The following is a 26383-nucleotide window of genomic DNA, read 5'->3' as shown; positions in this document are numbered from 1 at the left end:
GGCGCAAATACACTATTAAAGCGTTTCTGGGCTTATTGGAGGCCGCATTCGCTGCCTCGCACCCTCGGCGCGAACGCGATTGCAGCCGCGTCGAAGTCGCTGTTCCCCAGATACACTATATATATAGGGGCCTGTTTGCGGCAGGTCTTGCCATGGTGGTCACGGCGTCACCGGCGCTTGCCCAGGACGTCCGTCAACAGGCGGGGGAGGCGGTTCAAAGCCTCGGGCCGGTCACGGATCTTCTGACCGCCGAAACCCTCGAAGGGACGGTCACGCCCTATGAGACGGCCAATCCCGAAGAGGTGCAACTGTCTCCCTATGACTTCGAGGACGCGATCTTCGAGGAGCGCACCAGCGACAGCGATGCGAGCCGGGCCTTCGGGGCCAGTCTCGATTCAGCGCTGACCCGACCGGAGGTGGATCTCGGCGCCGATCCGCTGGGGCTGGCCGATGAGGCTGTTGCGCAATCGGATGCTGTGACCTCGGGGCTGTTCGAGGGGGCGAGTTCTTGCCAGGCCGGGTTCGAGGGGGGTGTCTACACGGCCACACTTCGGTGCCTTCGGGATCTGACGGCTGACCTGCGGACCTGTTCGGAAACCCGGCAGGTGAGCCTGGACCGGCTGGACACCTGGTCCTGCGCGGCGGAGGCGACGGACTACAACAAGGCTTGTGCGCGGCCGGTCAGCTGGTCTTGCACGGGCCAGACAGGTGCGTCTTGCGTCCGGCAGGGTTTGACCTTCTCCGTGCCGCGCCAATGGAATGCCGCGACAAGCGAAGCACGGGTCGATCTCACGGACCAAAGCTCCGGCAGCTGTTCCCTGAAGGTGGACAGCTTCACGGTGGAGGCCAGAGATTGGCTGTCGTTCAGCGAGTTGCTGATCCGGCAGGTTAGGGCTTCGGGAACCTCTCAGATTGCCGTGAATGGGCAAGTGGTCTGGACCTGGGGGACAGCCGCGACCGGCGATCTCCAGTTTGGTCGGCGACTGGTGGGATATGGCTGGCGGCCGGGGTCGGTCAGCTACGTTGATGCCGCCTATGCCGGCGCCACGTGGATTGAAGACTGTACCGATGAGCCGCGCTTGCCGTCAGTCGGCGTCGATCTCCTGAGCGATCTCACTCCGCTTCACCCCGGACCAAGCACCATCGCGGGGACCGAGGTAGTCCTCGATACGGGCGCAAGTGGGACCCTGAACATTGAGCTGCGGCGGGTGAACCGGGTCGACAGCGCGCCTGCGGTCTGGATCAGGCAAGGGTCATCCTGCTGCTCGGCCTTCACTGCGGACCTCGGGGGGGCCTGCTGATGCGAAGACTCTTGTCCGCAGCGATCGTCTCACTGGTTGCCGGCACGGCCTCGGCGGATCTCTGTCAGCTCTCGGGGGTCGAATGTCTCGCGCGAGGCTCTGTCGAGGTGGGCGGGGTTCTGATCGAGGATGTCTGTCTGGAAGTCCAGAAGGTCGAAAGTTGTACGCGAGAGACCCCGGCGAACAGTTGCGCGTCGATCGAGCCATTGGCTGAAGCGCCCTCTGATCCGCTTCTGGATGGGCAATGTCGGCTGGTGGAGGAGACCTGTCTGCGCTCGGTGGGAGGGACCTGCGACAAATGGGGTCGAACCTATGAATGCTGGAATGCGGCCAGCCTGATGGGGGAGGCGGCGCTCGAAGATCGACAGATCCGCAACCTCGATGAACAGCTGGTCTCGACCTGCGCCGCTGTCGAGGCGGACCCGGAGTGCAGCTACCGGGACAGCGTGACGACAGCGGGTTTCGGGACCCGCAACATCAACGCCCATGAGGTGACCCGCAGCTGGTGGCAGAAGGAGTATCGCTACGACTGTTCGACCGCCGCGCGTGAAGACACCTGTGGCGAGTTGGAAGCCAGCCCGATCTGCCGGGTGGCGGCGGATTACGGCTGTTTTGCCTATGCCGCTGACGGCACATGCGAAACCCAGGCGCTCGCCTATGTCTGCGAAAGCGACGCCTCGTTCGAGGCCCAATGCGCGGCTGTCGAAGTTTGCGAGGGCGAGAACTGCGAAGGGGCGGCGGAAGAGTATTCGGAGGATTACACCGAAGCCGCTGCCTGGCTGAACTTCCTGGATCAGGCGGCCGAAGATAATGCCTGTGACGCCACCAGAAACCCAGAGGATGGTGAAGAGATTACACGGGCATTGTGTGAGGGCGGCACGGAGGAAGTCTGCACGATCAAAGTCATCCCATTTACAGGTCAGAGCGTAGAGGTTTGTGAAGAGGTTCCAATTGCGACCCACATTGAACCTGAGGTCTTCACAGGGCAGCTGATGAGCTGCACGCGCGGTCTGACCAACTGCTGTGACTTCGATAGGCAGGGGTCCTGCTCGCCGGAAGAGGACCTTCTGGCTGACTATCGGCAGGCAGGGATCACGCACCACGTTGAGAACCGCTGCACTGGCTGGCTCCTCGGCGCCTGCATTCGGGTTGAGGAATACTACTGCGCCTATAATTCGAAGTTCGGCCGTGTGTTCCAGGAGCAGGCTGACCCGCTTCTGGGCGGCACACAATTTGACCGCCGGGGAACGCCGCCCTGTCCAGGGCTTCGGATCGACCAGCTGGGAACCATCGATGTCGGTCAGATGGATCTGTCGGAGGTCTTTGGCGACATGCTCGACCAGACGACCGAACCGGTCATGGACCTGGTCATAGACCGGCTCAGCCAGGAAATGGGTGTCTTCCAGCTTGATGTTGAGAACACTTTGGGTGGGACGTCGCCATGAGGCTCTCCCGCCGGACCTTCCTCACCTCAGCCCTGGCGCTGGCTGGCTCCTCACACAGCAGGGCCAGCGCCGAGGGCGCCCCCACCACAGGGGTTGGCATCATCATGGTAGGCGCAAGCTGGTGCCCGGTTTGCAAGCAGGCCGCACCGATCCTTGCGCTCTTTGCCGAACAGCGGGGGCTTCCGGTTCTGGTCGCGACGGAAGACGCGCGTCCGATCCCGCCGTTCCCCGCCTTTGTCCCGGCCATGGGCCATCCGGTCGCGGCCACGGTCACGGCCTATCCGACCACCTTTGTCTATTCCGGTGTGGCTGGGGGGATTGTCGGCGGCTTCGAAGGATATGGAGACCCTGCCCGATACATCGGCCGCTTGACGGCGCTCATCGAACAGGCGGAGGCGCTGGTATGAACCCCATCCGACCCCCAAAACCCCCGACACTGAGGCAGGCACGAGATCGCTCGGGAGTGGAGAACACCTTGCCTGCCTCAGGCCATCGAGGGAGCGCCGGGGCCGGGAGTGGGTGGTTAATTTGGGAAGGTCCGGCCCCGGGCAAAGGGCGGTGTGCGGCCCTTGGGTTGAATCTGGTCAAGTTCCGCGCGTTTTGCAACCTAAAGATGTTTCATGCCGCCTTTTTTTGGGGGCTGGTCCTGATCGGGGCGGGGGGCCTGCCGATGGGGCTCTCGGCTGACCCCGGCCCGGACCCCTTCCGGCTGGACATGTGCGATACAAGAGAAACCCGGGGCTGGTCCTTTTACTGCCGCCCGCCGGAACCTGCGGTTGAGGAAGAAGACCCCGTGCCGGAAGTGGCCGCGCCGCCGCCCGCCCCGGAGGCGGAGCCGGAAGAGCCTGAGTTCCCGGCGACCGAAGAGATGATGGCGTTCCGGGCCTATGTGGACGAGCTGAAGTACCGTGCCGTCCTCGATCCCACGGAGGAAAACGTCCGCGCCTATATCGAGGTCCAGCAGGCGATGATCGACCAGGCGGGGCATTTTACCGATCAATGGCAGCGGATCATATTCAAGACGCCGGAGTTGTCCGCCCTCGATGACTTCCCGATGTCCTCGATGGGGATCGGGGTCTACCAGGACCAGATGAAGGCCGCCCGCGACGAAACTTTCCGTCAGGTCGCGACTGAAGCCGGGATCATCTTCATCTTCGAGGATGACGCGACCTGTGGGCTTTGTCGGGCGCAGGGCGAAGTGCTGAGCCAGATGGAAGAGTGGTACGGGGTCTCGATCCTTGCGGTCTCGCGCGATGGCGGCAGGAATGAATGGTTCCCGGAGGCGGTTGCCGATGATGGGCGTCTCGCGGATCTCGGATTGGCGGACTACCCGGCGCCGACGATGGCGCTGGCGGTGCCCCAGACCGGCGAGGTGGCCGTGATGGGGACCGGACTTCTGACCGCGGATGAAATCCTCGACCGGACCTTCGTCATCACCCAGATCCCGGTCGGAGAGCGGTACTGATGCACCGCGCGATCCTCCACCGCATTTACCTGCGCGGCTACGCGGGGTGGAGAGCTCCGCGCTGGCTCCGACGGCTTGGCGCCCGCAGCGCCCCGCACCGGGCCTAGCTTGCGGGGTATCTGGGGTGTTTCGAGGAGGATGGCATCCGGCGCGGGCCATCTGACTGGCCGACCCGGCTCGCCGGTCTGAACCCCACGCGCCGGGCCCTCAAGACCCGCCGCGACAAGCGCCTGATCACAGACCAGAGGAGAGAATTCCAATGACGAAGGCCCTCATGACCGCGCTCTGCGCATCTGTCTCTCTTACCGCCAGCGCCCTTCAAGCGGATGTCGGCTCCGATCTCCGCGACTTTTGGGAAAACTCCGGCGGCGGTGTGAATGTGACACGGCCTCTGACCTATGAAGGCCAGCGCGCCGGGTTTGTCAGCCTCGGGTCCGTGCAGGTCCGGACCCGGACCCGCAACACCCAGCTTGCCCATATCCAGCTGCCCTCAGTCCGGGCTGGCTGCGGCGGGATCGACATCTTTGGTGGCTCATTCAGCTTCCTGAGCCGGGAAGAGCTGATCCAGCTGATGGAAGCGATCATGCAGAACGCGGCCGGCTTCGCGTTCGAGCTGGCGCTGGAGAGTATGTCGCCGGCCGTGCAGGAGACCGTCGCCAAGCTGCGGGATCTGGCGCAACAGGTGAACGCGATGAACATCAACAGCTGCGAGGCAGGGCAGGTCCTTGCCGCCTCGCTCTGGCCCGCAATGGACGGGGCAAGCCAGCATATCTGCACGGTGATGGGGTCCTACCAGGGCCTTTTTGCCGATCACATCGCAAGCCGCCACAGCTGCAATACCGGTGGCCGACGCAACGAGACGCTGGCGCAGGCCAATGAGGAGATGCGCGAGCAGGTGCCCATCAACATCAACTATGCCTGGGAGGCGATCCGCAAGAACCCGTTTCTGGCGTCGGATCAGAACCTGGCCGAGTTCTTCATGACCCTGACGGGCACGATCATCACGACGGCCCCTGCGAGCGACAACGAAGGGCCGCAGCACAACCCGATCCCGCCTCGCGCGGCGAGCGAGGATATGGTGCAGGCGCTCGTCGAGGGCGGGACGGTCCAGATCCAGCGCTGCGATGACGACAAATGTCTCAATCCGACCCTGAGCACGGTCGTGATCCCCCAGAATGCCGCCCTGATCAACAAGGTCGCCACAACCATCGGCGGAATGAAGGACGCGCTTCAGAACGGCGATGCCACCATGTCCGATGAAGCGGTGGCGCTTCTGGGGATGACCAGCGTACCGGTTCTGGACATGCTGGTGACCGGCATGTCCTACCAGCACGTCTTCGTTGAAAGCGAGATCGACGCGATGGCCGAGGTGGTCGCGGTGGATCTGGCGATGATCTATGTGGATCAGGCCCTGCAGGAGATGTCGGCCGCGGCTGGGCGGCTGGCGACCTTCGGCGACATCACCTTCGAGTATCAGGATCAGATCGCGGAGACCCAGAATAACTTCGCCAACCTGCGGGGTCTGGCCGCCGAGCGCTACAGCCAGGCGATGCGGACACTGGAACGGCTGGCGTTGGCGAAGAACGAACTCGCCGCCTATTCCTCGTCGCGCTTCGCCGCGATGATGGGCAGCCAATAGGCCGGGGAGGGCAGGGATGCCGACGTTCGAGGTCTATACGACAGGTGGGGGGTACTACCTCTACGATATCTTCAACTTCCTTGCGATGTTCACCAGCGGCTCGATGTGGATGGACATGCTCACGGTGGGGCTGATCGTCGGGGTGATGTTCGTGGCCGTGAGGACGGTCTTTACCGGTAATCTGCAAGGCACCTTCGGCTATGTGCTGATGGTGGCCACGGTGGGTGCCTTGGGGATCGGACCCAAGGCGCGGGTGATCGTCATGGATTCGACCTATCCTCTGGAGATTTACGGGGCGGTGGACAACGTGCCCTATTCCGTGGCCTTCGTCGCAAGCCTGACCTCGGAGACGAGCTATCACCTGACCCGGCGGATGGAGACCCTGCTCTCGACGCCGGATAACCTCGTTTACCAGCAACACGGGATGCTCTTCGGGGCGAGCCTGATGGCGCAATCGGCGCGCTGGCGGGCTGTAACACCCTCGGTTCAGGCCAATCTCGTCAACTTCATGGAAAACTGCATGGTGGACGGGACCAACATCGGCCTTGTCGATCTCGATGCGCTGACCCGTGAAGGCGATCTTGCGACCTTCATCGCGGCGGAGGCTCCGGGGGCACTGGCCTGGTACAATGAGACAACCGCGACGGTGGAGACCTGCCCGCAGGGCTGGACTGGCCTCGCGGCGGAGATCGAGACCGAGATCCTCAATATCCTGCAAACCAAGGCGGCGGCCCGCGCCCCGCGCGGGGGCAACGCGGCCGGATATGCCGATGTGGCGGCCCTGACCGGCACATTGGAAGACTATCAGACCATGATGGGTCTCGCGGGCTACGACGCAACCCGGTACCTGCGGCAGTCCATGCTGGTTCTCGCGCTGGACGATGCGGCCGGGAGGCTGATTGCCAACTCCGGCAACTCGGCGGCGATGCAGCTCTATCAAACCGCGCGGGCGGAAAGTCAGACCCGGTCGAGCTACCAGGTGATTGGGGCGAATGCCTCGAAATGGGTGCCCCTGATCAAGATCGCGTTCGAGACGCTCTATTATGGGTCTTTCCCGCTGGCGATGCTGCTGATGATGACGCCGATGGCCCTGACCGTGGCGCGGGGCTACTTCGGCGGCTTTGTCTGGCTCGCGGCCTGGGAGCCCCTCAGCGCGATCCTGCACACGACGCTCCTGAAGGCCTCGACCGGCTGGTATCGGGAACACACCACGACCTTTTCCGGGGGCAGCCCAAGCGATGTCCTGAACTGGGCCAATCACTTCGGGGTCCAATCGGTGGAACAAGATGTCGGCATGGTGGCGGGCTACCTGATGATGTCGGTCCCCTTCCTTGCGGGCGCGATCATGTTCGGGGCCACGAAGATGATGGGGCTTGCGACCTCGATGCTGAACGTCAGCCAGGGGGCCGCGATCGACACCGGCCGCGAGGCGGCAACCGGCTCGATGTCGCTGGGCAATACCTCGATGAACAACATGAACGCCAATACCTGGAACACCTCGACCATGCTTGATCACGGGCGGAACACGCGGGTTCTGGGCGACGGTGGCATGGTGACGACGAACCGGGACGGCTCGCAGACCTATGCGGCCGGATCGGCACAGTCGAACGTCGGCATGACCGCGACCGTGGGGCAGGCGGTTCGGGAAGAGGTTTCGGAACGCGCGAGCGATGCCCAACGCGCTGTTGAGGCACACAGCCAGGACTTCAGCACCTCTCTGACCGCCACGGCCAGCCAGCTCTCGGACTTCGGACGCACCGTCAGTGAAGGACGCAGCGCGGGGAATGACACAAGCTGGACGGCCAGCGAAGAAGAACGGGTGCAGGCCAGCGAGGCGTGGCGTCAGGTTGAAGAGTTCTCGGAGCGGCATGGGCTGAGCACGGATCTTGGGTTGAGAGCTATGCTGACTGGACAAGCCGGAATCGGTGTTGGTGCAGGCCTCAACAGCCTTTCGGGGAGCTTGCAAGCGCAAGGTCACCTTGACGCGACTTCCGCTGAACGCTTTGAAGCCGCGGTTCAGGACTCGAATACCACCGACTATTCCTCGACCGTATCGCGCCTCATCTCGTCGGCCGACCGCGCTCACGCCGGGTCATCCAGTTCCGAGAGCGAGACCGCCTCAAATTCGCTGCGCTCGAACTTCGACGAGACCCGGCAATCGGCGGCCCGGCTGTCGTCCTCTCTGGAGCGCGCCCAGTCGCTCGAACAGGCGAACGCCTGGCTGCAATCACAGGATATGGCTTACAATCAGACCATCACCGACGCGGTCATCACCGAGCTTCAGGAGCGTGGCTATGACGAGGACGAGATCTCGGCCCTGGTGAACCCCAAGACCACCTCCGGGATCAATCGCCAGCAAGAGGTGATTGGCGAGTTTCTGCCGGGGATCATCGAGGAGCTGGGGATCGGACGGGACCCGGAGGTCTTCGCGCCAATCGAGGCCCCGGCCGGGCCAAACGGGGACATTAGATATGCCCCGGTCAATCCGGGCGCCGCGCAGGAGGTCTTGCCCCAACCAGAGTTCGGAACCCTCGAAGAGCGGAACGCCAACGTCCGGACCCTCACCGATGGAAACTTCGACAAAGTTCATGATGGATTGGCAGCAGCGGACTCACGACGGGGGCAGACGGAGGCGCAGATTGAAAGGGGCGGGCAGGTTGTGGACCAGTCCGTCGGGGAAGCCTTCGTGGATCGGGCCGCCGGAATCGTCGGGCTTGGCCCGGACGGCGCAACACCCTCGCCGCACCCTGATCCGACCCGATCGGCCAGCCCGTCGGCATCTGACGTGATTGGACGCGGCCTGGGTAATATGTCCTCGGTCACCCCGGTCGGTGCTGCCCTCAATGCCGCTGCCGCCACTGGCGCGATGCTTACCGGCGGCGGTGGGGCCACACCCGCGCAACCTCAGTCGATCCAGCCCACAACAGAAGCTCTGGGGCAGGGACAGACGGAAGCACAGGGCGACGGACGCGGTGCCGACGCGGCAATCTCCCTGACAGGATATGAGAGGGACGCCCTGACCCGGATCGTCATGGGAGAAACGGCCGGACGCTCCGCCGACGATCAGGCCTGGCTGGCTCATACCATTCGCAACCGTCTCGAATCCGGGGACTACGGGAATGATCCGGCTGAGGTGGCCTTCGGTCTGCGCCCCGACATCGCGGTCTCAGGCGCATCCAGCACCTCGGCCGACTACAGGCAGGCTGCGAGCATCGTTGATCAGGTCTTTGGGGCCAATCCGGGGGACCCGCTGATGGGACGAACAGACTTGCCGGACTGGTTCGGACAGGACCCGGCCGGCCACGTCGGACCGCTTTCGGGTGAAGATCGGGACATCGTGATCCGGACCGTCATTGGCGAGGCGGGACGGGAAGGCGAAGAAGGGTGGGCGGCCGTGGCTCATGTCATTCGCAACCGGGTCGCGGACAGCCGGTTTGACAACGATGCAAGCGACGTGGCGCTCGACCCCGGAGACTTCTCGGCCTGGAACAGCGGTCCCGGAGGAAATGCCCTGGTGAATCGGTATAAGGCCGGTGATCCGCTATATGAAGCCGTCGGGCAGGTGGTCGATCAGGTCTGGGGAGGACAGATCCGAGACATGACCGGCGGCGCGACCTTCTACTATTCCCCGGCAGGGATGCGTGCCCTCGTCGATGCCGAACAACAATCCAACCTCGAACCCCGCTGGCTCGACCGGCAAAACGCGGATCGCGGTACGGCGCCGGTGCAGATCGGTGGTCACATCTTCACGGGGCGCGTCCATAACTGAACAGGAGATCCCTCACGGGCCGGATGTTTCCCCGCACCACGGCCCCGAAAGGGAAAGGCCCGGTCTCTAGAAAGAGGCCGGGCCTTGGCATCAGATGTCATAGTCTATTTTGTATCTAACGGATCACCATAGCGCGTGACCGAGAAGGCATCACAGCCCCCTGGGTAAGCGCGATGCCACGGATCATTATGCTGATCGGCGTCGTGACAAAAGGCAGCTGTCGTGTCGTTACCGTTCATTGGCCCCAGCGCCAAGATCACAGCCACCAGCCCCAGCCATGCACCGAAGAAATAGAACGCAGGCGCCTGCACTGCGCCGAGCACAAGGCACAGCACGGCAAGACCGCCGGTGACAGCGGCAGCGCGAGGGTACTTCTTGCGAACATCATTCGTCATGAGCCTGGCTCCTTCTCTGGGTTGCTACCCTAGCACACAACCCAAAGAGGAGCCTAGGCGGAAGTGATGGGTGTTCGCAGGATGTTCCGGAGTGGTGCAGGGAGGTCGCAGGAGGCGGGAAGTTCAGCCCACTTTGGACATTCGTTCTGCACCTGCATCGGATGGCTTGACCTGCGGGTCGGGCGGATTCCAGCCATTCGCTGCGAGTGCAGCTGCACTTTCCCAACCCCACGAAACGGACATTGAGTCATAGGGCCTACCTACTTCCTCTCAACCAAGTCCATTAGTCCAAGGTAACGATGATCCGCCCATAGATCGGGTGTTGCTTCACTCACCAACATCAGTATTCTCGGTAACTAAAGGTGGTCCGAGAAATCTGAACAGGTGAAATTGGTGGATTTTCCGCTCTTGATCCAGCAGCGTGCCGGTACAAAGAAGCGAACATGGCAATACGACCAAGACGGAACCACAACCCAGCTTTCAAGGCGAAAGTCGCGTTGGCGGCTTTGAAGGGTAACAAGACGATGAGCGAGCTGGCGACGCAGTTCGATGTTCATCCAAACCAGATCAAGCAATGGAAACATCAGCTTCTTGATAGCGTGACGGACGTTTTCGATGACAAGCCGAAGGCGTCGAAGGAACCTAAGATCGATATCAGATCGTTGCACACGAAAATTGGTCAACTGACGCTGGAGAATGATTTTTGGGAGAAGCGCTCGCCAAAGCCGGTCTGTTGGGGAGGCCAAAGAAATGACTGACCCCGACCACAAGCTGAGCCTTGCGCGTCAGGCGGATTTGCTCGGGATAAGCAGGGCAGCCGATATTATCAGCCGCGGCCTCCCAGCGATGATGATCTCAAACTAAAGCGCCGGATTGACGAGCTGCACATGAACTTTCCGTTCGCGGGCAGCCGGATGTTGAAGGGGCTCTTGGGCCAAGAAGGCTTCAACACTGGACGGCTTCACGTGGCAACCTGAAGGAAGCGCATGAACAACCAAGCTTTCTATCGCAGGCCGAACACGTCAAAACCAGCACCGGGCCACAACGTCTACCCGTATCTTCTGAGAAAGCTCGCTGTGATCCGCCCGAACCAGGTGTGGGCCATGGATATCACGTACATCCCCATGGCGCGTGGGTTCGTCTGTCTGGTCGCCGTACTGGACTGGTTCAGTCGGAAGGTGTTGGCTTGGCGGCTTTCCACAACGCTGGAAACCGGACCGTGCATCGAGGCTTTGAAGCCGCCATGGCAAGCCTGAGGTCATGAACGCGGACCAGGGCAGCCAATTCACATCCACCGACGTAATCAGAACGCTGAAGGACACGGACATCCAAATCAGCATGGACGGAAAAAGCGCTTGGCAGGACGATGTCTTTGTCGAACGGCTCTGGCGGGCAATCAATGACGAAAAGGTCTATTTGCGCGCCCATGACAACGTCTCGGCCGCACGCGAGAGCCTGCGCCGGTGTTTGACGTTTTGCAATACGCGGAAACCGCATTCATCGCAGGACAGGCAAACGCCGGATCAGGCATATCTTAACCCGTCATCACCAATCCAGGTGGCGGCATAGCACAGCGGAGAGGCACTTACTTTGACAGAATCACGTTCGGTATGATCTACTCTAAGTGATATTAGCATCTATTTTTTGGAGTGGTTCCATGAAAACAAGTTTGTGCCTTGCCATGGCGGCAGCGATATTAGCAGCCAATCCGGTTGCTTCTCAGGGTCTAACCTGCGGTGACGTTTATTTAAACGCTATTCGCAACGTGACGATCAGTACCAGAGACCGCTCGACAAACTCGTTTTATTTCAATCTTTATTGTGAACGGGATGGTTCAATTAAGTCTGGAAGTTTTATCGGAGGTATGAACTTTCCGATTGAGGGAATACCAATCGGCGTATCTAGCGACGGATCGTGGGATCAAAACGAGCTTCGGCAATTTTGCTCAGTAGGTGCAGAGCAAAGTTACTATGAGGCGTCGGATCTCACGTATGGAAGCTTTGTAGTGACCGATGCTCTAACAAGTTTCAACCAATGTTTGTACTTGCAGGGAGAGCGGCTGATTGTCTCCCATCAAGAGGCACCTCCGGCCGGGTTCGTAATTTTTGGAGAATTCACTAGTCCTACCGTTCGAGCACAAATTTTGTCGATTGACTATGATCCAGATGAACTATCCTGCACATCGACAAGCTTCTCCGCCAACGGATCACGAGAAGATATAGACGGAAATAGGGTCTATGACCCAAATGGTGAAAACTTTTCGATCTCATGCACCCGGACTAAGCACACATTTGAAGATAGAGAATTTTACCGAAGGACTTGGTTTTTGATGGCAACCTCTCTGGGGCCCTACACCGTCATGGTTCCAGAAGATACCCACCTTGGTTTTGAGTTGGCAAGTCACGCGGAGGCCGCGTTTGATTCTGCAATCACCGAGAGAAACAATGCTATTGCCGCGATGGATACAGCGCTCTCTCAAGTGCAAGCGCTTCAGCAGAGGATAAGGACAATTCAGCCACAAGTCTTTAGGGCATATCAAGGTGACAGTCATGAGCATCATGCAAACGGTCAGGCGTGCCCTCAAAACGGAGGGCCTAATATGTCAACTTATATGCCCACGCTGTGTCCTGTTGGCACAAGAGCGACCGGATACACTGTAGCTGGCAGCACAACTGGTGGCAAATGTGGTAATAATTGGTTTACGATCACGTGCCTTCCAACGCAGTAGCAAGAGCGCGAAGAGTTAGTGGTAATCGCTAAAGGGGCGACGGCAATGCTATCCGCGACACGGGCAACCTCCGCGCGGAAAGTGTCTGATCGGCACCAAACTCGACGCCGTGCTTCGCCAATTCGCGCACGTCTTTGAGCTTTCCTTGCCAGATTGAATTCTCGTGCCAGGGCACGCGATCTGAAACGCCCCGGGCATACCGGAGTGTAAAACACTCTAAGGATGAGCACCATGAAGAAGAGATGTATTCCTCCCGCCTATCCGGCAGAACTTCGCGAACGCTGCGTTCGGTTGTTCCAAGAGAACCGTGCCGATTGCAGCAGCGACAGCGCGGACTACCGTGCGATTGCTCCAAAGATGGGCGCTCGCCCGGCAGTCTCCTCGTCTGGTGCCAGCAGGCCGAGTGCGATGCCGGGCAACGATCCGGTTTGACGAGCGCCGAGAGGGATCGGATCATGGCATTGGAGCGGGAGAGCCGCGAGTTGCGATCTGTCAGTGAGAGCTTGAAGAAGGCATCTGCGTACTTCGCGGCGGCGGAGCTCGACCGCCCGTTCAAACGATGATCGCCTTGATTGACGAATTTCATGGAGTCTCAGGTTTCGGGCCGATCTGTCGGGTGCTCGGGATCGCATCATCGACCTTCTGAGCACACGCCAAAGCCAGCCCGAAGCGGACTTTGGTGCTGTAGCTGCGTTGGACGGCGTCGCCCGCGGGCCGGGCGGGAAGCGGTCATTCGCTGCTCGAGCGATATCGAGTTCAAAGCTTGTCGAAAGTAGACGTTAGACTGCATGGGCGAGCGACTCTAACGAACAAATCTATGTTGTTGTATGTCAATCACAATATATAGTGCCCATGCAGCAGAAACTTCGAGCATTTAGCGTAATTTGATATGCGACTTGACCCCGTCCGACCCAGTAGAGCCGGAGACCAATTTCACTACCTTTGGGCTGCCAGACGCAGTCTACGTCTTCTGATGCCTGCTTCGGATTTGGTCGCAATCTCGATAGAAGGTGTTTCAGACTCCGAGACCGGTGAGTTGAGCGAAACGAACGGCGAGGAAGTTATTGATGTAGCTGAGTACTTTGGAAGCGAAGAGCTCTCCAAATGCAACAAAGTCACTTATCTCCAGCTCAAACATTCTACCCTGAATGTAGGGAAGCCTTGGGTTCTAAGTGATCTCAAGAAGACTTTGGTTGGCTTTTTCAAAAGATACCATGCATTCCGGTCGGGCATTGAGGATCAAAAAAATCAGCTGGTAGAGTTTGTGTTTCTCACAAACCGGCCCGTTGCTGATTGGATTCACACCTTGTTGGAGAGGGTCAAATCAAAAAGACTTCTGCCTAGCGACAACAAAAAATGGCAGCAGATCAAACGGTACCTTTCGGCAGACGATGAGGCGGCATACGACTTCCTTGGCCATTTCAGTATTGCCGACTCGACGGATGGGTATTGGGAACAGCGAAACATCCTGCACCAAGAATTGACCGGGTATCTTCCTGGTCCAGATCAAGACGGGGCGGACCAACTCCTGCTGTTGGTAACCAAGAAGGCGTTGCCCGAAAGCGCTGGAAATCCTTCCATCAGAAAAGAGGATGTCCTTCGTGCTCTGAAGACCGACGAAGAGCGACTTTTTCCTGCACCATGTCTTATTGAAGATGCAGCTGAACTGCTTCCTCGAGAGCAAGAAGATGAGTTCGTCGATGCTATTTTGAGTGAGCGCCATGATCCAATCATTATTCATGCTGGCGGCGGCGTTGGAAAAACAGCGTTAGCCCGTAGGGTGTCGAACCGGCTGCAAGAAGAATGTGAAGTCGTACTGTACGATTGCTTTGGAAACGGCGGATACCGCAGCACTATCAGTCCCAGACATCGACACGAAGTTGCATGCTGTCAGATAGCAAACGAATTGGCCGCAAGAGGTTTGTGTCACCCACTTATCCCATCAAACCTCGCAAATGCGGCGGATTACTTAAGAGCCTTCAATCGCCGCCTGACTCAGGCAATGGAAATACTGGCCGTCGAAAATGCGCACGCCAAAATCGTCATCATAATCGACGCTGCTGACAATGCTCAGATGGCAGCACAAGAGTGTGATGAACGAACGAGTTTTCCTCGTGATCTATTGAGGCAGAGCCTACCTAAGGGCGTTGTTTTGGTATGCTTGAGCCGATCGCACCGCGTCGCCGAATATCTCGCTCCGCCTCTGGACTGTAAAACCCTGGAACTAGCGTCTTTCTCACAGGCGGAGACAAAACAGTTTCTCCACAAGACCTACCCGAAAGCGTCCGGGCATGACTTGCTAGAGTTTCACCGGCTGACTTCCCAAAACCCAAGGGTTCAAGCAACAGCTCTTGAAACAACTTCGTCTCTGAGTGAAGCCTTGGAGGCATTAGGTCCCACAGCAACTACGGTCGAAGATACTATCCGCCAGTTGTTCGCTCGATCAATTGATGCATTGAGAGATCAATCGCCCAACGCTGAATCGGCTCAGATTCAGTTGTTTTGCGAGGCGTTGGCAGCGCTCAGGCCGTTTGTTCCAATCAAAGTTTTATCGCTCGCTTCGGGCCTGCCAGAAGAAGCAATCAAGAGCTTCGTCGTGGACATCGGTCGCCCTCTACAGATCCGGTCCGATGCTGTTCAGTTCATAGATGAACCTTCCGAGACTTGGTTTCGAGAGATCTACAAACCGAGCCGCAGGGAAATGTCAGATTTTGTCGACAAGGTCATGCCACTTGCGACGAGCAGCAGCTACGTAGCATCAGCTTTACCGCAACTCCTGCTTGAAGCCGGTAGATACAACGACTTAGTGGAGATGGTCTTATCAGAGGCCGCGCTTCCTCAAGGCACTCCAGCAGAAATGCGGCAGGCGTCACTCAGCAGACTTCAGTTTGCTCTCAAGGCGGCGCTGAGAGACAAGCGTTTGGCGGATGCAGCGAAGTTGGCATTGAAAGCTGGCATTGAAACGGCAGGGGACGATCGTCAGCAGCAATTATTTCAAGACAATGTTGATCTAGTGGCGCATTTTCTGTCGGGCGATCAAGTGCGCGAAACAGCCGCAAACAACGGATTCTCCACTTCCTGGCATGGAGGTCAGCGCGCCTACGAGGCAGCCCTACTCGCAAACAATGAAAGCACAATCTCAGAAGCAAGAAACACTCTCCGCGTTGCGAAGAGATGGCTAAAAGCATGGGCTGGTCTCGACCCAAAGGCACGTGAAAAGGAGGAGATGTCGGATAGTGACATCGCCGCACTAGCACTCGCTTCATTGAAGGTCTCTGGAGCCGCCGCCTTCGTAGCGGAGCTTGAGAGTTGGACTCCAAAAAGCGTGGCTTATCGTGCGGGGTTTATTGTTGCCGAGAAGCTAGTCGATCTCGGCTACTACGAACTCCTCGACGAGATCAGCAACGCGGCAAAGGATAACCTTTGTATTCTGCTCGCAATAACCCGAGCGCAGTCGAAGGTACTGCGGTTCCCACCGAAGGACGCCGTGCTACGTGCCTTCAACGGTTTGGCTGCTTCGCCGAAACGTTTGAAAAAATTTGAGAACCAGCATGACTACAGGCAGCCGCTCCTATCGATCGTACGAGATGTAGCACTTGCTGCTGCCCACCACGGCGTCGCCCCCCGTGCAGCTATTGCAGCCATGCTCACGAAATACATTCCTGATCCGTCCAAAACCTACTTCAGCAATTTTTCATCCGAGCCGAAGTCGACCATAATTTCTGCTCAGTGCCTAAGAGCCAAACTAGCTGGCGACAATATCAAGTTGGAAGACTTGGCGAAATCAGAAATTCGAGAAGAACTGGCTAAGGACCGACAGGTACATAGTAGAGAGGCGCGAGAGTTTCTTGACGAAGTTGGACCAGTTTTTCGGTGGCATATGCTTTGGGCCAGCGTCCAGCTTGGCGAAGCAATCACAGACCAACTCAACGACGAGATAACTCTCTGTATCGAAGACTATAACAAGAACCTAGAATACCGAGATCGCGATCGACGCCACATTGCCGGCGAAGTATCGAGACTCTGGGTGCAGGTCCTCTCTCGGATCGATGATCCTGCTCCCTACATGTCTCGGTTCATCGAGTGGAAAAACGGCTTAAAGCGTCAGTTGTTCACGCCCGACCTGGGTCTCCTCGCACGTGTCTGTTCGAGTTCGAACCCGCTCAAAGGCTATGCGATAGACTTTGCGGTGGAAGCCGCCGACATCCTCCAGAACGAGCGTATGGAGGCTGAGCAAAAAGTTGAGGGTTTCTGCGAAATATCACGCTCTATCTTTGTTCTAAGTCCCGGTGAAGCGAATTGCTATTTTGACCAAGCAGTCGAGGTTGCAGGTAGGATAGGCCAAGAGCACCTAGACTATTGGAAAGCAATCATAGAGCTGTCTGAGCAATCAGCGACGATAGATTCACCCCAAGCCGAGCTAGCATATCGTGTCTCTCGCGGAGCCGAGGTCGCTTATGAGTACGTCGCCCGCGACAAGTACTTTGACTGGGAAGGTACCGTTGAGGCAATCACGATGCTCTGTCCTGCATCGTCGCTCGCAATACTAAGCCGCTGGAGAGATCGAGGTTTTGGGTGGCAGGAGCGAATTCTACCGATCGCTTTGTCGAAGCTGGTTGATATGGGCGAAATCAGCCGCTTGGGGCAACTATCCACGATCGGATTTGATATTCACTCAAGGACACCCGAGTTACTTGAGGCGGCTTTGGCCACCTGTGAAAATGAGTATCTCCGACGGAGGATCTTTGATGAGACCGCAAAATATACATTAGTCTCAGGCGCTTCGTCATCTCACCTCAGCAGTTTTGTTCAAATTGGCCAGTCAAATGGCTGGCCGGTTGAATGGTTGAGTTCACATTTGTCCGTGGCAAAGTGCAGGGAAGCAAAATCCGACAACAACAGTGGTTTCGCGAGAACAGGCGGCAGAAACGAAGAAAAGGATTGGAACCAAATCTTCTCCGGAATGCGGTTAGATGATCCGGTTACCGTCCGAGGGTGTTATCAGCGGTTTAGGGACTCTGAACCTCCGTACCATTTATCGAGTTTTTCTGCTCGGTTTTTCGAGCGCACCAGTATCGGGAAAGAGGCCGACGCACTGAAGTCGCTGTTCTTGATGAAGGACATCAGCCTCTATGACGTGCAAGGTATATTGGAGGCGGTTCCTGAGGATTGGAAAAAGCTTCAAAGCGTAAGACGAGCGCTAAGAGAAATCATAGAAGAGGTGTGCCGAACCCACTTTTATGAAATAGCAAAGAGCAGATACTATCAACCTTTGCCCTTTGAATTCATTACTGAAGTGACGGGAGTATCAACATCAGAGGTTTTTGCTTTTGTCGTGGACGAAAGTGCGAAGCATCCAGATCTTTTCGGTTCTCAGCGCTTGTTGACCCTTGTGGGGCTGATAGCAAGTCAGATCTCACCGCAAGAAGCACAAGATACCTTGAGCTACGGTTTGGCTCTCTTTGAGAAGGAAATGAACGAAAGTGATGGAGACGGGGAATGGAAGACTGAGCTCTTCCCACCTTCTGATGCGACAACTGGCTTAGCTGGGTACTTATGGTCCAGTTTGGCAGCTCCAGAAGTATCAACCAGATGGCAAGCGGCACACGTTGTTTGCCTATTGTCCAGTTTCGGTGAAACAAAGGTTGTGGGAGCTCTTGGTCGGCTGGCAAATGCCGAACAACCCAACGTTTTCTTCGATTTGTCGTTGCCGTTCTACAAACATGCCGCTGAGCAATGGTTGTTGATCGCACTTTGGCGAACGCTCAGTGCTGGCCATGGTATCCCTCAGGAGTTGATAGAGTTCATCATGAACTCCTGTTCGCCAACGGTGACCCACACAATCATACGCGGGGTCGCCTCTCAATGTGCATTGTTGTTGAACAATAGCGGTACCGTAACGCTTGATGAGAAAGAGGTTGTCAGGTTGCAGCGGATCAATGCATCCGATTTTGCTCCAGTCTCTAAGCAGGACACGGCTACTGAACCAACGAGCCAAAACAAGCTGTTAAGTGAAGATGACCGGTACTACTTCGGTATTGATCTGCCTCAGTATTGGTTCAGCCCTTTGGGGCGGGTTTTTGGAATTTCGCAAAACGAAATCGAACGACGCGTTCTGGGTGTCATTCGGAACAAGTGGTCGTCAGCAGATACCGGTGCTTGGGTTGAAGATCCACGAGGTAAACGGGGCCATTATCGAGACATGAATGCGCATCACTCGCACGGAAGCTATCCGCGAGTTGAGAGCCTAAGCTTCTATCGCGCATATCACGCGATGATGGAGGTCGCTGGTACTCTGATCGATGAAGTTCCAGCACTTGAGAACCCGGATTACTATGATCGACTTGAAGATTGGATTGAACGACATTGGATCACCCGGAGCGATGGCAACTGGTTGGCCGATCGTCGCGATCCAAAGCCTCCTTATTGGCCCGATTGGAAAGACACCGAAGAGACGGATGAATGGCCGACTTCGGTATCGAAGAACGACCTGCTTAGGCAAATCGAGCATCGAGATTTCATTCCGATTTGGGGCAGTTGGAGGGAAGTCGCCGGAGACAGAGAGCAGTTCGTCCGTATATCTTCTGCACTTGTAACACGCGAGCGGTCAGGATCTTTGGTTCGAGCTTTGCAGACCGCCACGAATCCAATGGATTATCGCATTCCGCCAGCGGATGATGAATCGGAGGTCAATGCAGGGGCGTTCCAGCTTCAAGGTTGGGTGACTACGGATTCAAGAAGTGACGGAATTGACGAGTTTGATCCTTGGGCTGGGGTTGCCCATTTTCCTAGCCTTCGGCCGGCGAGTTGGTTTTGCGATGAGTTTGATCTGTCTCCAGATAGTGAATTTCGTGTCTGGCAAAGTCTTTCGGATCCAGGTGGTGTTCAGTTCAGATCTCTGACATGGGGTCGAAAGGAACAAGAGCGGGAATTCCGGACCGCAGAGACGGGCTCTCGCCTCGAGATGGAACGAGAGGCACTGCTGGCGCATTTAGAGCAGCTAGATCGAGAACTTGTTTTTGAAGTTCAAGTTGAACGAGCGTTCAGGAGAGACTCCTACCGAAATCGCGAAAGATCGATAGAGACTTACACGCCGCCATACACACTTATTCTAACCATGGGCTCCGATGGAACAATCCGAACAGCATAAGAAGGTAATCGAACTTGGGAAAAGGATCGTCCAAGAACTGGAGCTCGATCAGAGTTGCGATACACTAGGGCGCTGGATGGCCCATCATTTGGCCCAACTAATTGCCAAAGCCGAGCAAGGATCTGAAGACGACGGGAGCGCGGCACAGCAGGAATGTAGGACAGCGATCTTTGAGCTATGGGAGCACATACTCTCTGTTCCAACTGCGACCAGGCCGTTTCGCGACCTGGAACCTGTCATTGAGACGATTAGAGCCCTGGACCCCGACGAGCGCATCTATTTCTATCAGACCCGCGCTCAGGAAGTCGCCGATAACTCAGATTTGCCTATGGCGGCAAAGGATTGGCTAAAGCTATCCAGAGGGATTGATTATAGTGCAAGGCTCCTAATCCAAATGTGCTTCGACCGCGTCGCCAATGAGACTTCTGGAAAACTCAAAGAGTGGATCGAACTCGCGTCTGATGCTGGGGCACGCGACCTACCAATCGTAAGGGTGATTCATCAGCTCGAAGATCAGCGCACCAGCAGTGAGCGAAGTGTGGAGGCGCAAAGAGAAAAGCTTCAGGAACGCCTAGAGCGCTTACACAGCATGGTTCGGCTGTCTGAGTTGCTCGCGCGCGACATTCAGCATCAGCTTGATGAACTGAATGGAAGTTAAGCCGCTTTGTGTTGGAAGCTACCCGACCAATCTCCCCCGCCCGCTAAACCGGCCCTTTGCGCTTGCGGCGAACGTCAGTTCTGGTGGGCCGCACTGCAGCATCGTGGCCATCGGCTGGATGTCCGCTTAGGGCCGGACGCGCCCGCAGGCCCGGCGCGCTGGAGTCAGGGGCCTGCCGCGCCGCCACTGAGGTCAGCTTTGAGCCCCTTGCCGCGTTGCTGCAAAAAAGCGAATGTCCATTAGTCAGGACGAGTTCTGAGAATTGCAACTGGCCTCATGTCCAATGGCAGGATCGCAAACATGAAATACATGGTTACAATTGATGTCCCTGTCCTTTCGGATGGCGTTGCTTTTTACTCGAACGCCTTGGGTTTTACTGAAGAGTCGCGTCCATTTCCGTCATATTCTGTTCTTCGGAACGGGGACGCGAAAATCGGGATTTTGGAGAAGAAGGCGGGTACATGCCCTGCAAAGGGTTCGGATGAAGTGCGGCGCTACGAGAGACATTGGACGCCGGTACACATTGACTTTCATCCAGACGACTTCGCCAAAACCGTGCGTGATGCAGAAAACGCCGGTGACGTGATCGAGGAACGCTTTGAGGGTGGAGACCATCCGCCCGTTGCCTTCTGCAGCGATCCCTTTGGAAATGGGTTTTGTATTATTGGCAAACGAGAGATTTGACTGGCCTCGAAAACCAAAAGCAGACTTTCGCACAATTCCAGCCAATGGCAGCAAGGCCCCGCACTGTCGCCATTCACCGTTTGATCGGGCTGCACATGCTACGAATGACCGCTTCGGGGAACGCCGCGCTGCGGCGATCGCCTAGGGACTGAACGGCAGGTTTGGGGCGAGCCAAGCGGGCTGTGCCATCCAACGCCGCTTCAGAACGAATGTCTTGTTTGGGCTGAACCGCCGTCGCTTCTCCTAAGACAGCACTTCAGTCGCCCTGTAAACAAGCCAAAGCACCCCCCGGGACCAATGGCCAGGTTGAACGCATGAGCCGTACGATCAAGGTCGCCATGGCCACGCTACCACCACGATATCCACAATCAGCTTCACGGCCATCTCGCCAACTGTGCCAGTTCGGGCCTGAATTGATCCACGGGATCATTTCCCTGACGGCTATCACTCCTTTTGCGGCTTCAGTAAGAATGAGTTTGGCAAGCTTCAGGTCCGAAATCGCGCGCCGCAGCCGTTGGTTCTCATTCTCCAGATCTTAAAGCCGGGAGAACTGAGACCGATGCATCCCGCCATGCAGCTTCCCTCACTGGCAGGACGTCTGCTCCGTCACGCCGATCTGGCGCACCGCATCGGCAATCGTCGCGCCTTGTCCGTGCGGAAATTCAACCTGTCGAAGCGTCGATACAATCGCTTCGGGCTTGAGAGACCCGCGCGGTCCTCTTCAAGGAAGTCAAAACCGGCCGACAGGTGCGGGCCGTAGCCAGAATCACCCGAGCATCCGTTCAACCCTCGGTTTGCTCCTCATGAAAGAACGCGCAGTTCGTGCGTCACGCACTGCACGTGGCTGCAATTCGTGATCTCTATGCGCAGTTCGTAGAGATTTTCTTGTTAATTTTCAGTCTCTCAGGCTGATCTGCCTACAGTCCGTTGTGCGGAAGTGGAAGGCGGGTCGTCCTGATGCGGCATACGCCAGAGTGAGAGTGAGAGTGAGAGTGACAAGAACAGTTTAGTTCCGTCGTGCCAGGTGGCGACTGGCAGCCTTCATGAGTGGCGTCATGGAGAGAAGGCGGAATGCCGCATCATAGGACCCGAGGGCAGTTTTGCATTCTGTTTTAACGCAGATTTCAGAGTTTTGCGCCAGATAATCGCAGGGTTCCTCTTGGCGAACTGACTCTTGGTCCTACGCCCGTCATGGAAATTTGCGTAAGCGCAGCCGGCTCACTGACATTTTAGAGAGAGGAAACTACCAATGAGAATCTTGAGACCCGCAGTTATTGCCACTGCAGCCATGGCGGCTTTTGCGCATCAGGCGCTTGCCGATGACGGAGACATCGCTCCGGCGCCGCCATCAATCGGCGCTGCGGTTCCACTGACTTATTTCGGCCCGGCTCCATCGCAGGTGATGCCCGAGTTGATCGGCCCATTGCAATTGCTGCGCGCCGGCGAGATTGACCATAATACAGGCACCGTTACGCTACCGCTTTACGAAGGCTTTATGGAAAGTGGTGAATCCGTCTGGTACATCGTCACCGATACGTCGGACGCCGATAATGCCGCCGCATTGGGGTTGAACCATTCAGCCAAGTTGACTTATGCCAACGTTGGCCGTGCTGTTCGTCAGGCGCGGATTGAAAACCGTGACCAGCGTGCGGTGTTGGTATTTGAGAGCGGCACCGTCGATTTTAGCCCCGAGCACAAAGTTGTTCCGGGCGATGCGCCAGCCTATTTCCCTCCCAAGGATGTTCAGCCAGGATCAGTGGGCGACGATAACTATAGCCCCCTCGCTGTGGTAGAGAATGCCGGTAACGCGATTTATAACGCACCCATGGTGGCCTTTGGCGCCACGGCCGATCAGCTTGAAGCCTATTGCGAGGGTGAGGCCGATCATTCGGTTGTACACGACAAGGTGGTCCACATCTGCCCCAGCGAAGGCACGGTGACGATCGCGCTGACCGCCGGGTTCAGTTTCGCCAAGCCCGTGCTCTATCTTTCGACCGATGCCAGCGATCCGCTTCCGGCGGCACTCGAAGGGGCGACCTTCGCGCCGGGGCTGGCCGACATCCCGGTCGGAGGCGATGACAGCCTGTTCAGCTCGGTCGAGCGAATCTTCGTCTCGGTCAATGGTCCCACTGGCATGGATAATCCGCATCGTCAGGGCCTGACTTCGGCGTTGGCCGGCGAGGGCAGCCCGTTGAACACATTGGGCGGCATCCCAACGGTCGCAACCGATTACAGCCCGCTTTGGGATCTGAACCCCTATGTCTGGACCGATGCTGCTATCGAGGCCGGCTATCGGTCGCGCCTGACCGAAGAGTTCGATATCCTCGGCAAAGTCGAGCAGGGCTTCCTGACCGGGCTTGGCGGCGGCGCTTTCGGATCGATCGGCTTTGTCGTCAACTGCCCGATTGTGTTCCGTTTCCTCTGAGACTCTCCCCTGAAAAACGAAAGGCGCCGGTCCCTGTGGCCGGCGCTGGTCACTGTTTCATGATGCCGCTCTTCAACGGCAATCATCCGGCGAGCACTGCGTTGCACTGACAACGGAAGTGAGGGTCGCAACAGTCGGCCAAGAATTACTCAGTAGGTCGCACTGCGCCGCAGCACGTCCATCTGGTGCCCAGACCCACCACTCGGGTTCCGCCCCTTATCGAAAGGGCATCTGGGGACCTGCATCTATTGAGCCCCCCGTATGCCATATTGCACTTGAGCGGTTTTCCCCGTACGCAACAGACAAGGTGCCGGGCACCTGCCGCCTGCGGACGCGAGTCACGGTGAAGCCCGGAACAAGAAGACACTTCACCCTCGAAGCATTTCGCAGGTGGGTAATGCAGGCTCCTTCCCGTTCCGAAATGCCTCCCTAGAGGAGTGAGCGATGTCTGTCGAACCCACCCCGAAAATAATTGAGAACCGTTTTCTGACCCGACCCCTCGGGCGATTGTTCCTCTCGAATGCCCTGCCCATGGCCGTCGTGATGTCGACGGGCGGTCTGCTGAACGTGATCGACGGGATATTTGTCGGGCGCTTCGTCGGCGCCGAGGCGCTGGCCGCGGTCAGCCTGGCCTTTCCGGTCGTCATGTTGCTGACGGCTCTGACCACCCTGGCGGGCGGCGGCATGTCGAGCCTGCTCGCCCGCCACTTGGGCGCCGGGTCCCGCAGGGAGGCTGCCGCGGTTTTTGCTGGAGCCCATGGATTGGTTCTCGCAATTTCTGCGCTTATGTTCGCTGGGGCGCTGACCGTGGGTCCTGCCGTGGTCTCTGCACTCGCCGCCGAGAACGCTGCGGTTGCGGAACTGGCGCAGAGCTATCTACTGATCCTGATCTTGGGGGCCCCGGTCCAGTTCGTCTTGGGTCTGCATGCCGATGCCTTGCGCAACGAGGGACGCGCAGGGCAGATCGCTATGCTCTCGGTGCTCGTGAACCTACTGAACATCGGAGCGAATTATGTGGCGATCGTGCTCCTCGAGCTAAACGTCGCAGGCTCCGCCTTTGGAACCGTCGGTGCGCAGATCCTGGGTCTGGCGCTGGTGCTGGTCCTGCGGGCCCGCGATCGTGACCTTCTGCCCCTCGGTGCACTCCGGCACACCAGTTGGCTGACGGGGTGGCGGCAAATCCTCGCGCTCGGCCTTCCGCTCTGCATGACCTTCGTCGGGATGGCCCTGGTGGCAAGCACTGTTATCCTCGTCATCGGCACCACTGCTGCGGATCATGCCACCTATGTCGCTGCCTATGGTGTCGTGACACGCGTTCTCGGTCTGGCCTTCCTGCCACAGATGGCGATCGCGCTGACAACCCAGAGCATCTCCGGAAACAACGCCGGCGCAGGCCGCATGGATCGGGCTGGTGCGGCCTTGCGGCTTGCCATTGGAAGCGCGTTCCTCTGGTGCATCGGCGTGACCCTGGCAGGTGTAATGGCGGGCGAGGCACTGGGCGCGCTCTTCTCGGGCGATCCGGAGGTCATCGTGGCAGTGGTCGCGATCTTGCGTCCGATGACGGCATTATACGTCTTCACCGGGCCGGTTCTTGTGCTTGCCCTGCATTATCAGGCCTTGGGCTACCCCGTTCGGACCGCGGCGCTGACCCTAGTAAAGCCGTGGCTGCTGACACCCGCGTTGCTTGTTGTCCTAGGCATGTTCTCAGGGATCAAGGGCCTCTGGTTCGCCTTTCCGATCGCGGATGCCTTGCTGCTTGTCCTGACCTTGCTTCTCGTCTCGACCCCTTTGAAATTGTCCGCCAAGGAGCCAGCATGACGCAGCCATCTCTCGAAACGGTCAAAGCCCAGGCCAAGGCGCTCCGGCAGGCCCTGGAAGCCAAAGGCACGGCGGTCAGCCATGCCCAGTCGCTCGAGCTTATCGCCCGACAGCACGGGGCGCGGGACTGGAATACACTTCATGCTCGCCTCGGTCACTGCAATGCCCCGACAAATCTCGCCGTGGGCACCAAAGTCACGGGACATTACCTTGGCCAGCGCTACAATGGAGAGATCGTTTCCATCTCGGGGCCCGTGGGGCATCGCCACGTCGAGATCGCGCTCGATCAGCCGGTCGACGCTATTCAGTTCGAAAGCTTCTCGAACTGGCGTCACCGCATTCGGGGCACGCTCGGCAAGGATGGCCGCAGCACTCGGCGAACGTCGAATGGCACACCGCATCTTGCCGTTGAGACGACGAGGATCTGAACTCTCGCCCGTGGCGCGCTAAAGTTGTGACAGGTATTTTCCGCGAGATCCGCTTTCGCGGTGAACTGGTATTTTGTCCCGCAGACTGTGAATTCAACCTACGCTGGACTGTGCTACCGCAGCGAAAGTCCGGTTCGGTGAAGCTGCATCGCGGCGTAGGCTGATGCGGTTAAAGTCTCCTTTGGGCCGGGCTACGACCAGCAGGCCGATCAAAGCCAAAGGGTGGTCGGGGAACCTTCCGCTACGCCGCCGTAAGTCGGCTCTGAGCCCAAACTCACCGATGCTGCATGAGCTACAAATGGCGGCTATGAGAAGAGTTTTGTCTCGAAATGGGCATTATTGGGGGGCAAGTTCGGTGCATGAGCCAATGGTCGGTATACTCGCGAAGACAATGGGTTCGGGCAGTGAACCTGTCTGCGTTGGCAGCGTGGGCACTCATATCGATACCAATGACCGTGGCAACTGGACTATCCCTGCT

At 57.9% G+C, this 26383-nt stretch carries 14 protein-coding genes, 1 pseudogene and 1 other annotated feature; of the genes and pseudogenes, 14 read left to right on the top strand and 1 reads right to left on the bottom strand.

The genetic code is table 11. The features are described from left to right. Window positions 1-152 precede the first annotated feature (152 nt). From EU803_RS14910 to EU803_RS14885, 6 genes are all read left to right on the top strand, one after another. Window positions 153-1301, top strand: coding sequence for a hypothetical protein (locus EU803_RS14910; protein ID WP_165352852.1), 1149 nt, complete (start codon window positions 153-155; stop codon window positions 1299-1301). After that, complete coding sequence (gene traN, locus EU803_RS14905; protein WP_129684263.1) at window positions 1301-2746, top strand: conjugal transfer protein TraN; 1446 nt, start codon at window positions 1301-1303, stop codon at window positions 2744-2746. Before EU803_RS14910 ends, traN begins: the two co-directional genes overlap by 1 nt. Beyond that, window positions 2743-3153: a conjugal transfer protein TraF gene (gene traF, locus EU803_RS14900; protein WP_129684261.1), complete on the top strand. Its 411-nt coding sequence runs from the start codon at window positions 2743-2745 to the stop codon at window positions 3151-3153. Before traN ends, traF begins: the two co-directional genes overlap by 4 nt. A gap of 206 nt (window positions 3154-3359) precedes the next feature. Further along, window positions 3360-4211 (top strand): conjugal transfer protein TraF, encoded by an 852-nt coding sequence (locus tag EU803_RS14895; RefSeq protein WP_165352851.1) that lies wholly within the window; start codon window positions 3360-3362, stop codon window positions 4209-4211. A gap of 259 nt (window positions 4212-4470) precedes the next feature. Beyond that, the gene (locus tag EU803_RS14890) at window positions 4471-5850 is read left to right on the top strand and encodes a conjugal transfer protein TraH (RefSeq protein WP_129684257.1); all 1380 of its coding nucleotides are present in this window, start codon (window positions 4471-4473) and stop codon (window positions 5848-5850) included. 16 nt (window positions 5851-5866) lie between these two features. Further along, a complete protein-coding gene (locus EU803_RS14885; RefSeq protein WP_129684255.1) occupies window positions 5867-9619 on the top strand; it encodes a conjugal transfer protein TraG N-terminal domain-containing protein in 3753 nt (1250 codons plus the stop codon). Between the two features lie 104 nt (window positions 9620-9723). On the opposite strand, the gene EU803_RS14880 is transcribed toward EU803_RS14885, so the two are convergent. Continuing rightward, on the bottom strand, window positions 9724-10014 hold the full coding sequence (locus EU803_RS14880) for a hypothetical protein (RefSeq protein ID WP_129684253.1): 291 nt from the start codon (window positions 10012-10014) through the stop codon (window positions 9724-9726). 443 nt (window positions 10015-10457) lie between these two features. On the opposite strand from EU803_RS14880, the pseudogene EU803_RS14875 reads away from it, so the two are divergent. The 8 genes and pseudogenes from EU803_RS14875 to EU803_RS14840 all read left to right on the top strand — a co-directional run bounded on the left by EU803_RS14875 (window position 10458) and on the right by EU803_RS14840 (window position 25905). Continuing rightward, window positions 10458-11583: pseudogene (locus EU803_RS14875) on the top strand (IS3 family transposase). Window positions 11584-11671: 88 nt separating this feature from the next. Next, a complete protein-coding gene (locus EU803_RS14870) occupies window positions 11672-12742 on the top strand; it encodes a hypothetical protein (protein ID WP_129684251.1) in 1071 nt (356 codons plus the stop codon). 517 nt (window positions 12743-13259) lie between these two features. Then, window positions 13260-13376: a sequence feature (AL1L pseudoknot), on the top strand. Between the two features lie 402 nt (window positions 13377-13778). Beyond that, window positions 13779-19892: an NACHT domain-containing protein gene (locus EU803_RS14865; RefSeq protein ID WP_207209213.1), complete on the top strand. Its 6114-nt coding sequence runs from the start codon at window positions 13779-13781 to the stop codon at window positions 19890-19892. Continuing rightward, window positions 19870-20550 (top strand): hypothetical protein, encoded by a 681-nt coding sequence (locus tag EU803_RS14860; protein ID WP_129684247.1) that lies wholly within the window; start codon window positions 19870-19872, stop codon window positions 20548-20550. The genes EU803_RS14865 and EU803_RS14860 overlap by 23 nt, the downstream gene beginning before the upstream one ends. A 300-nt stretch (window positions 20551-20850) precedes the next feature. Beyond that, window positions 20851-21234: a VOC family protein gene (locus tag EU803_RS14855; protein ID WP_129684245.1), complete on the top strand. Its 384-nt coding sequence runs from the start codon at window positions 20851-20853 to the stop codon at window positions 21232-21234. 1288 nt (window positions 21235-22522) lie between these two features. Beyond that, window positions 22523-23659 (top strand): hypothetical protein, encoded by a 1137-nt coding sequence (locus EU803_RS14850; RefSeq protein ID WP_207209212.1) that lies wholly within the window; start codon window positions 22523-22525, stop codon window positions 23657-23659. A gap of 444 nt (window positions 23660-24103) precedes the next feature. Then, the gene (locus tag EU803_RS14845; RefSeq protein WP_129684241.1) at window positions 24104-25477 is read left to right on the top strand and encodes an MATE family efflux transporter; all 1374 of its coding nucleotides are present in this window, start codon (window positions 24104-24106) and stop codon (window positions 25475-25477) included. Continuing rightward, window positions 25474-25905, top strand: a complete 432-nt coding sequence (locus EU803_RS14840; protein ID WP_129684239.1) for a glyoxalase superfamily protein — start codon at window positions 25474-25476, stop codon at window positions 25903-25905. Before EU803_RS14845 ends, EU803_RS14840 begins: the two co-directional genes overlap by 4 nt. Window positions 25906-26383: the final 478 nt, after the last annotated feature.

The organism is Loktanella sp. IMCC34160 (assembly GCF_004145845.1).
Taxonomy (GTDB): Bacteria; Pseudomonadota; Alphaproteobacteria; order Rhodobacterales; family Rhodobacteraceae; genus SELP01.
This window is presented reverse-complemented; position numbering and strand designations above follow the sequence as displayed.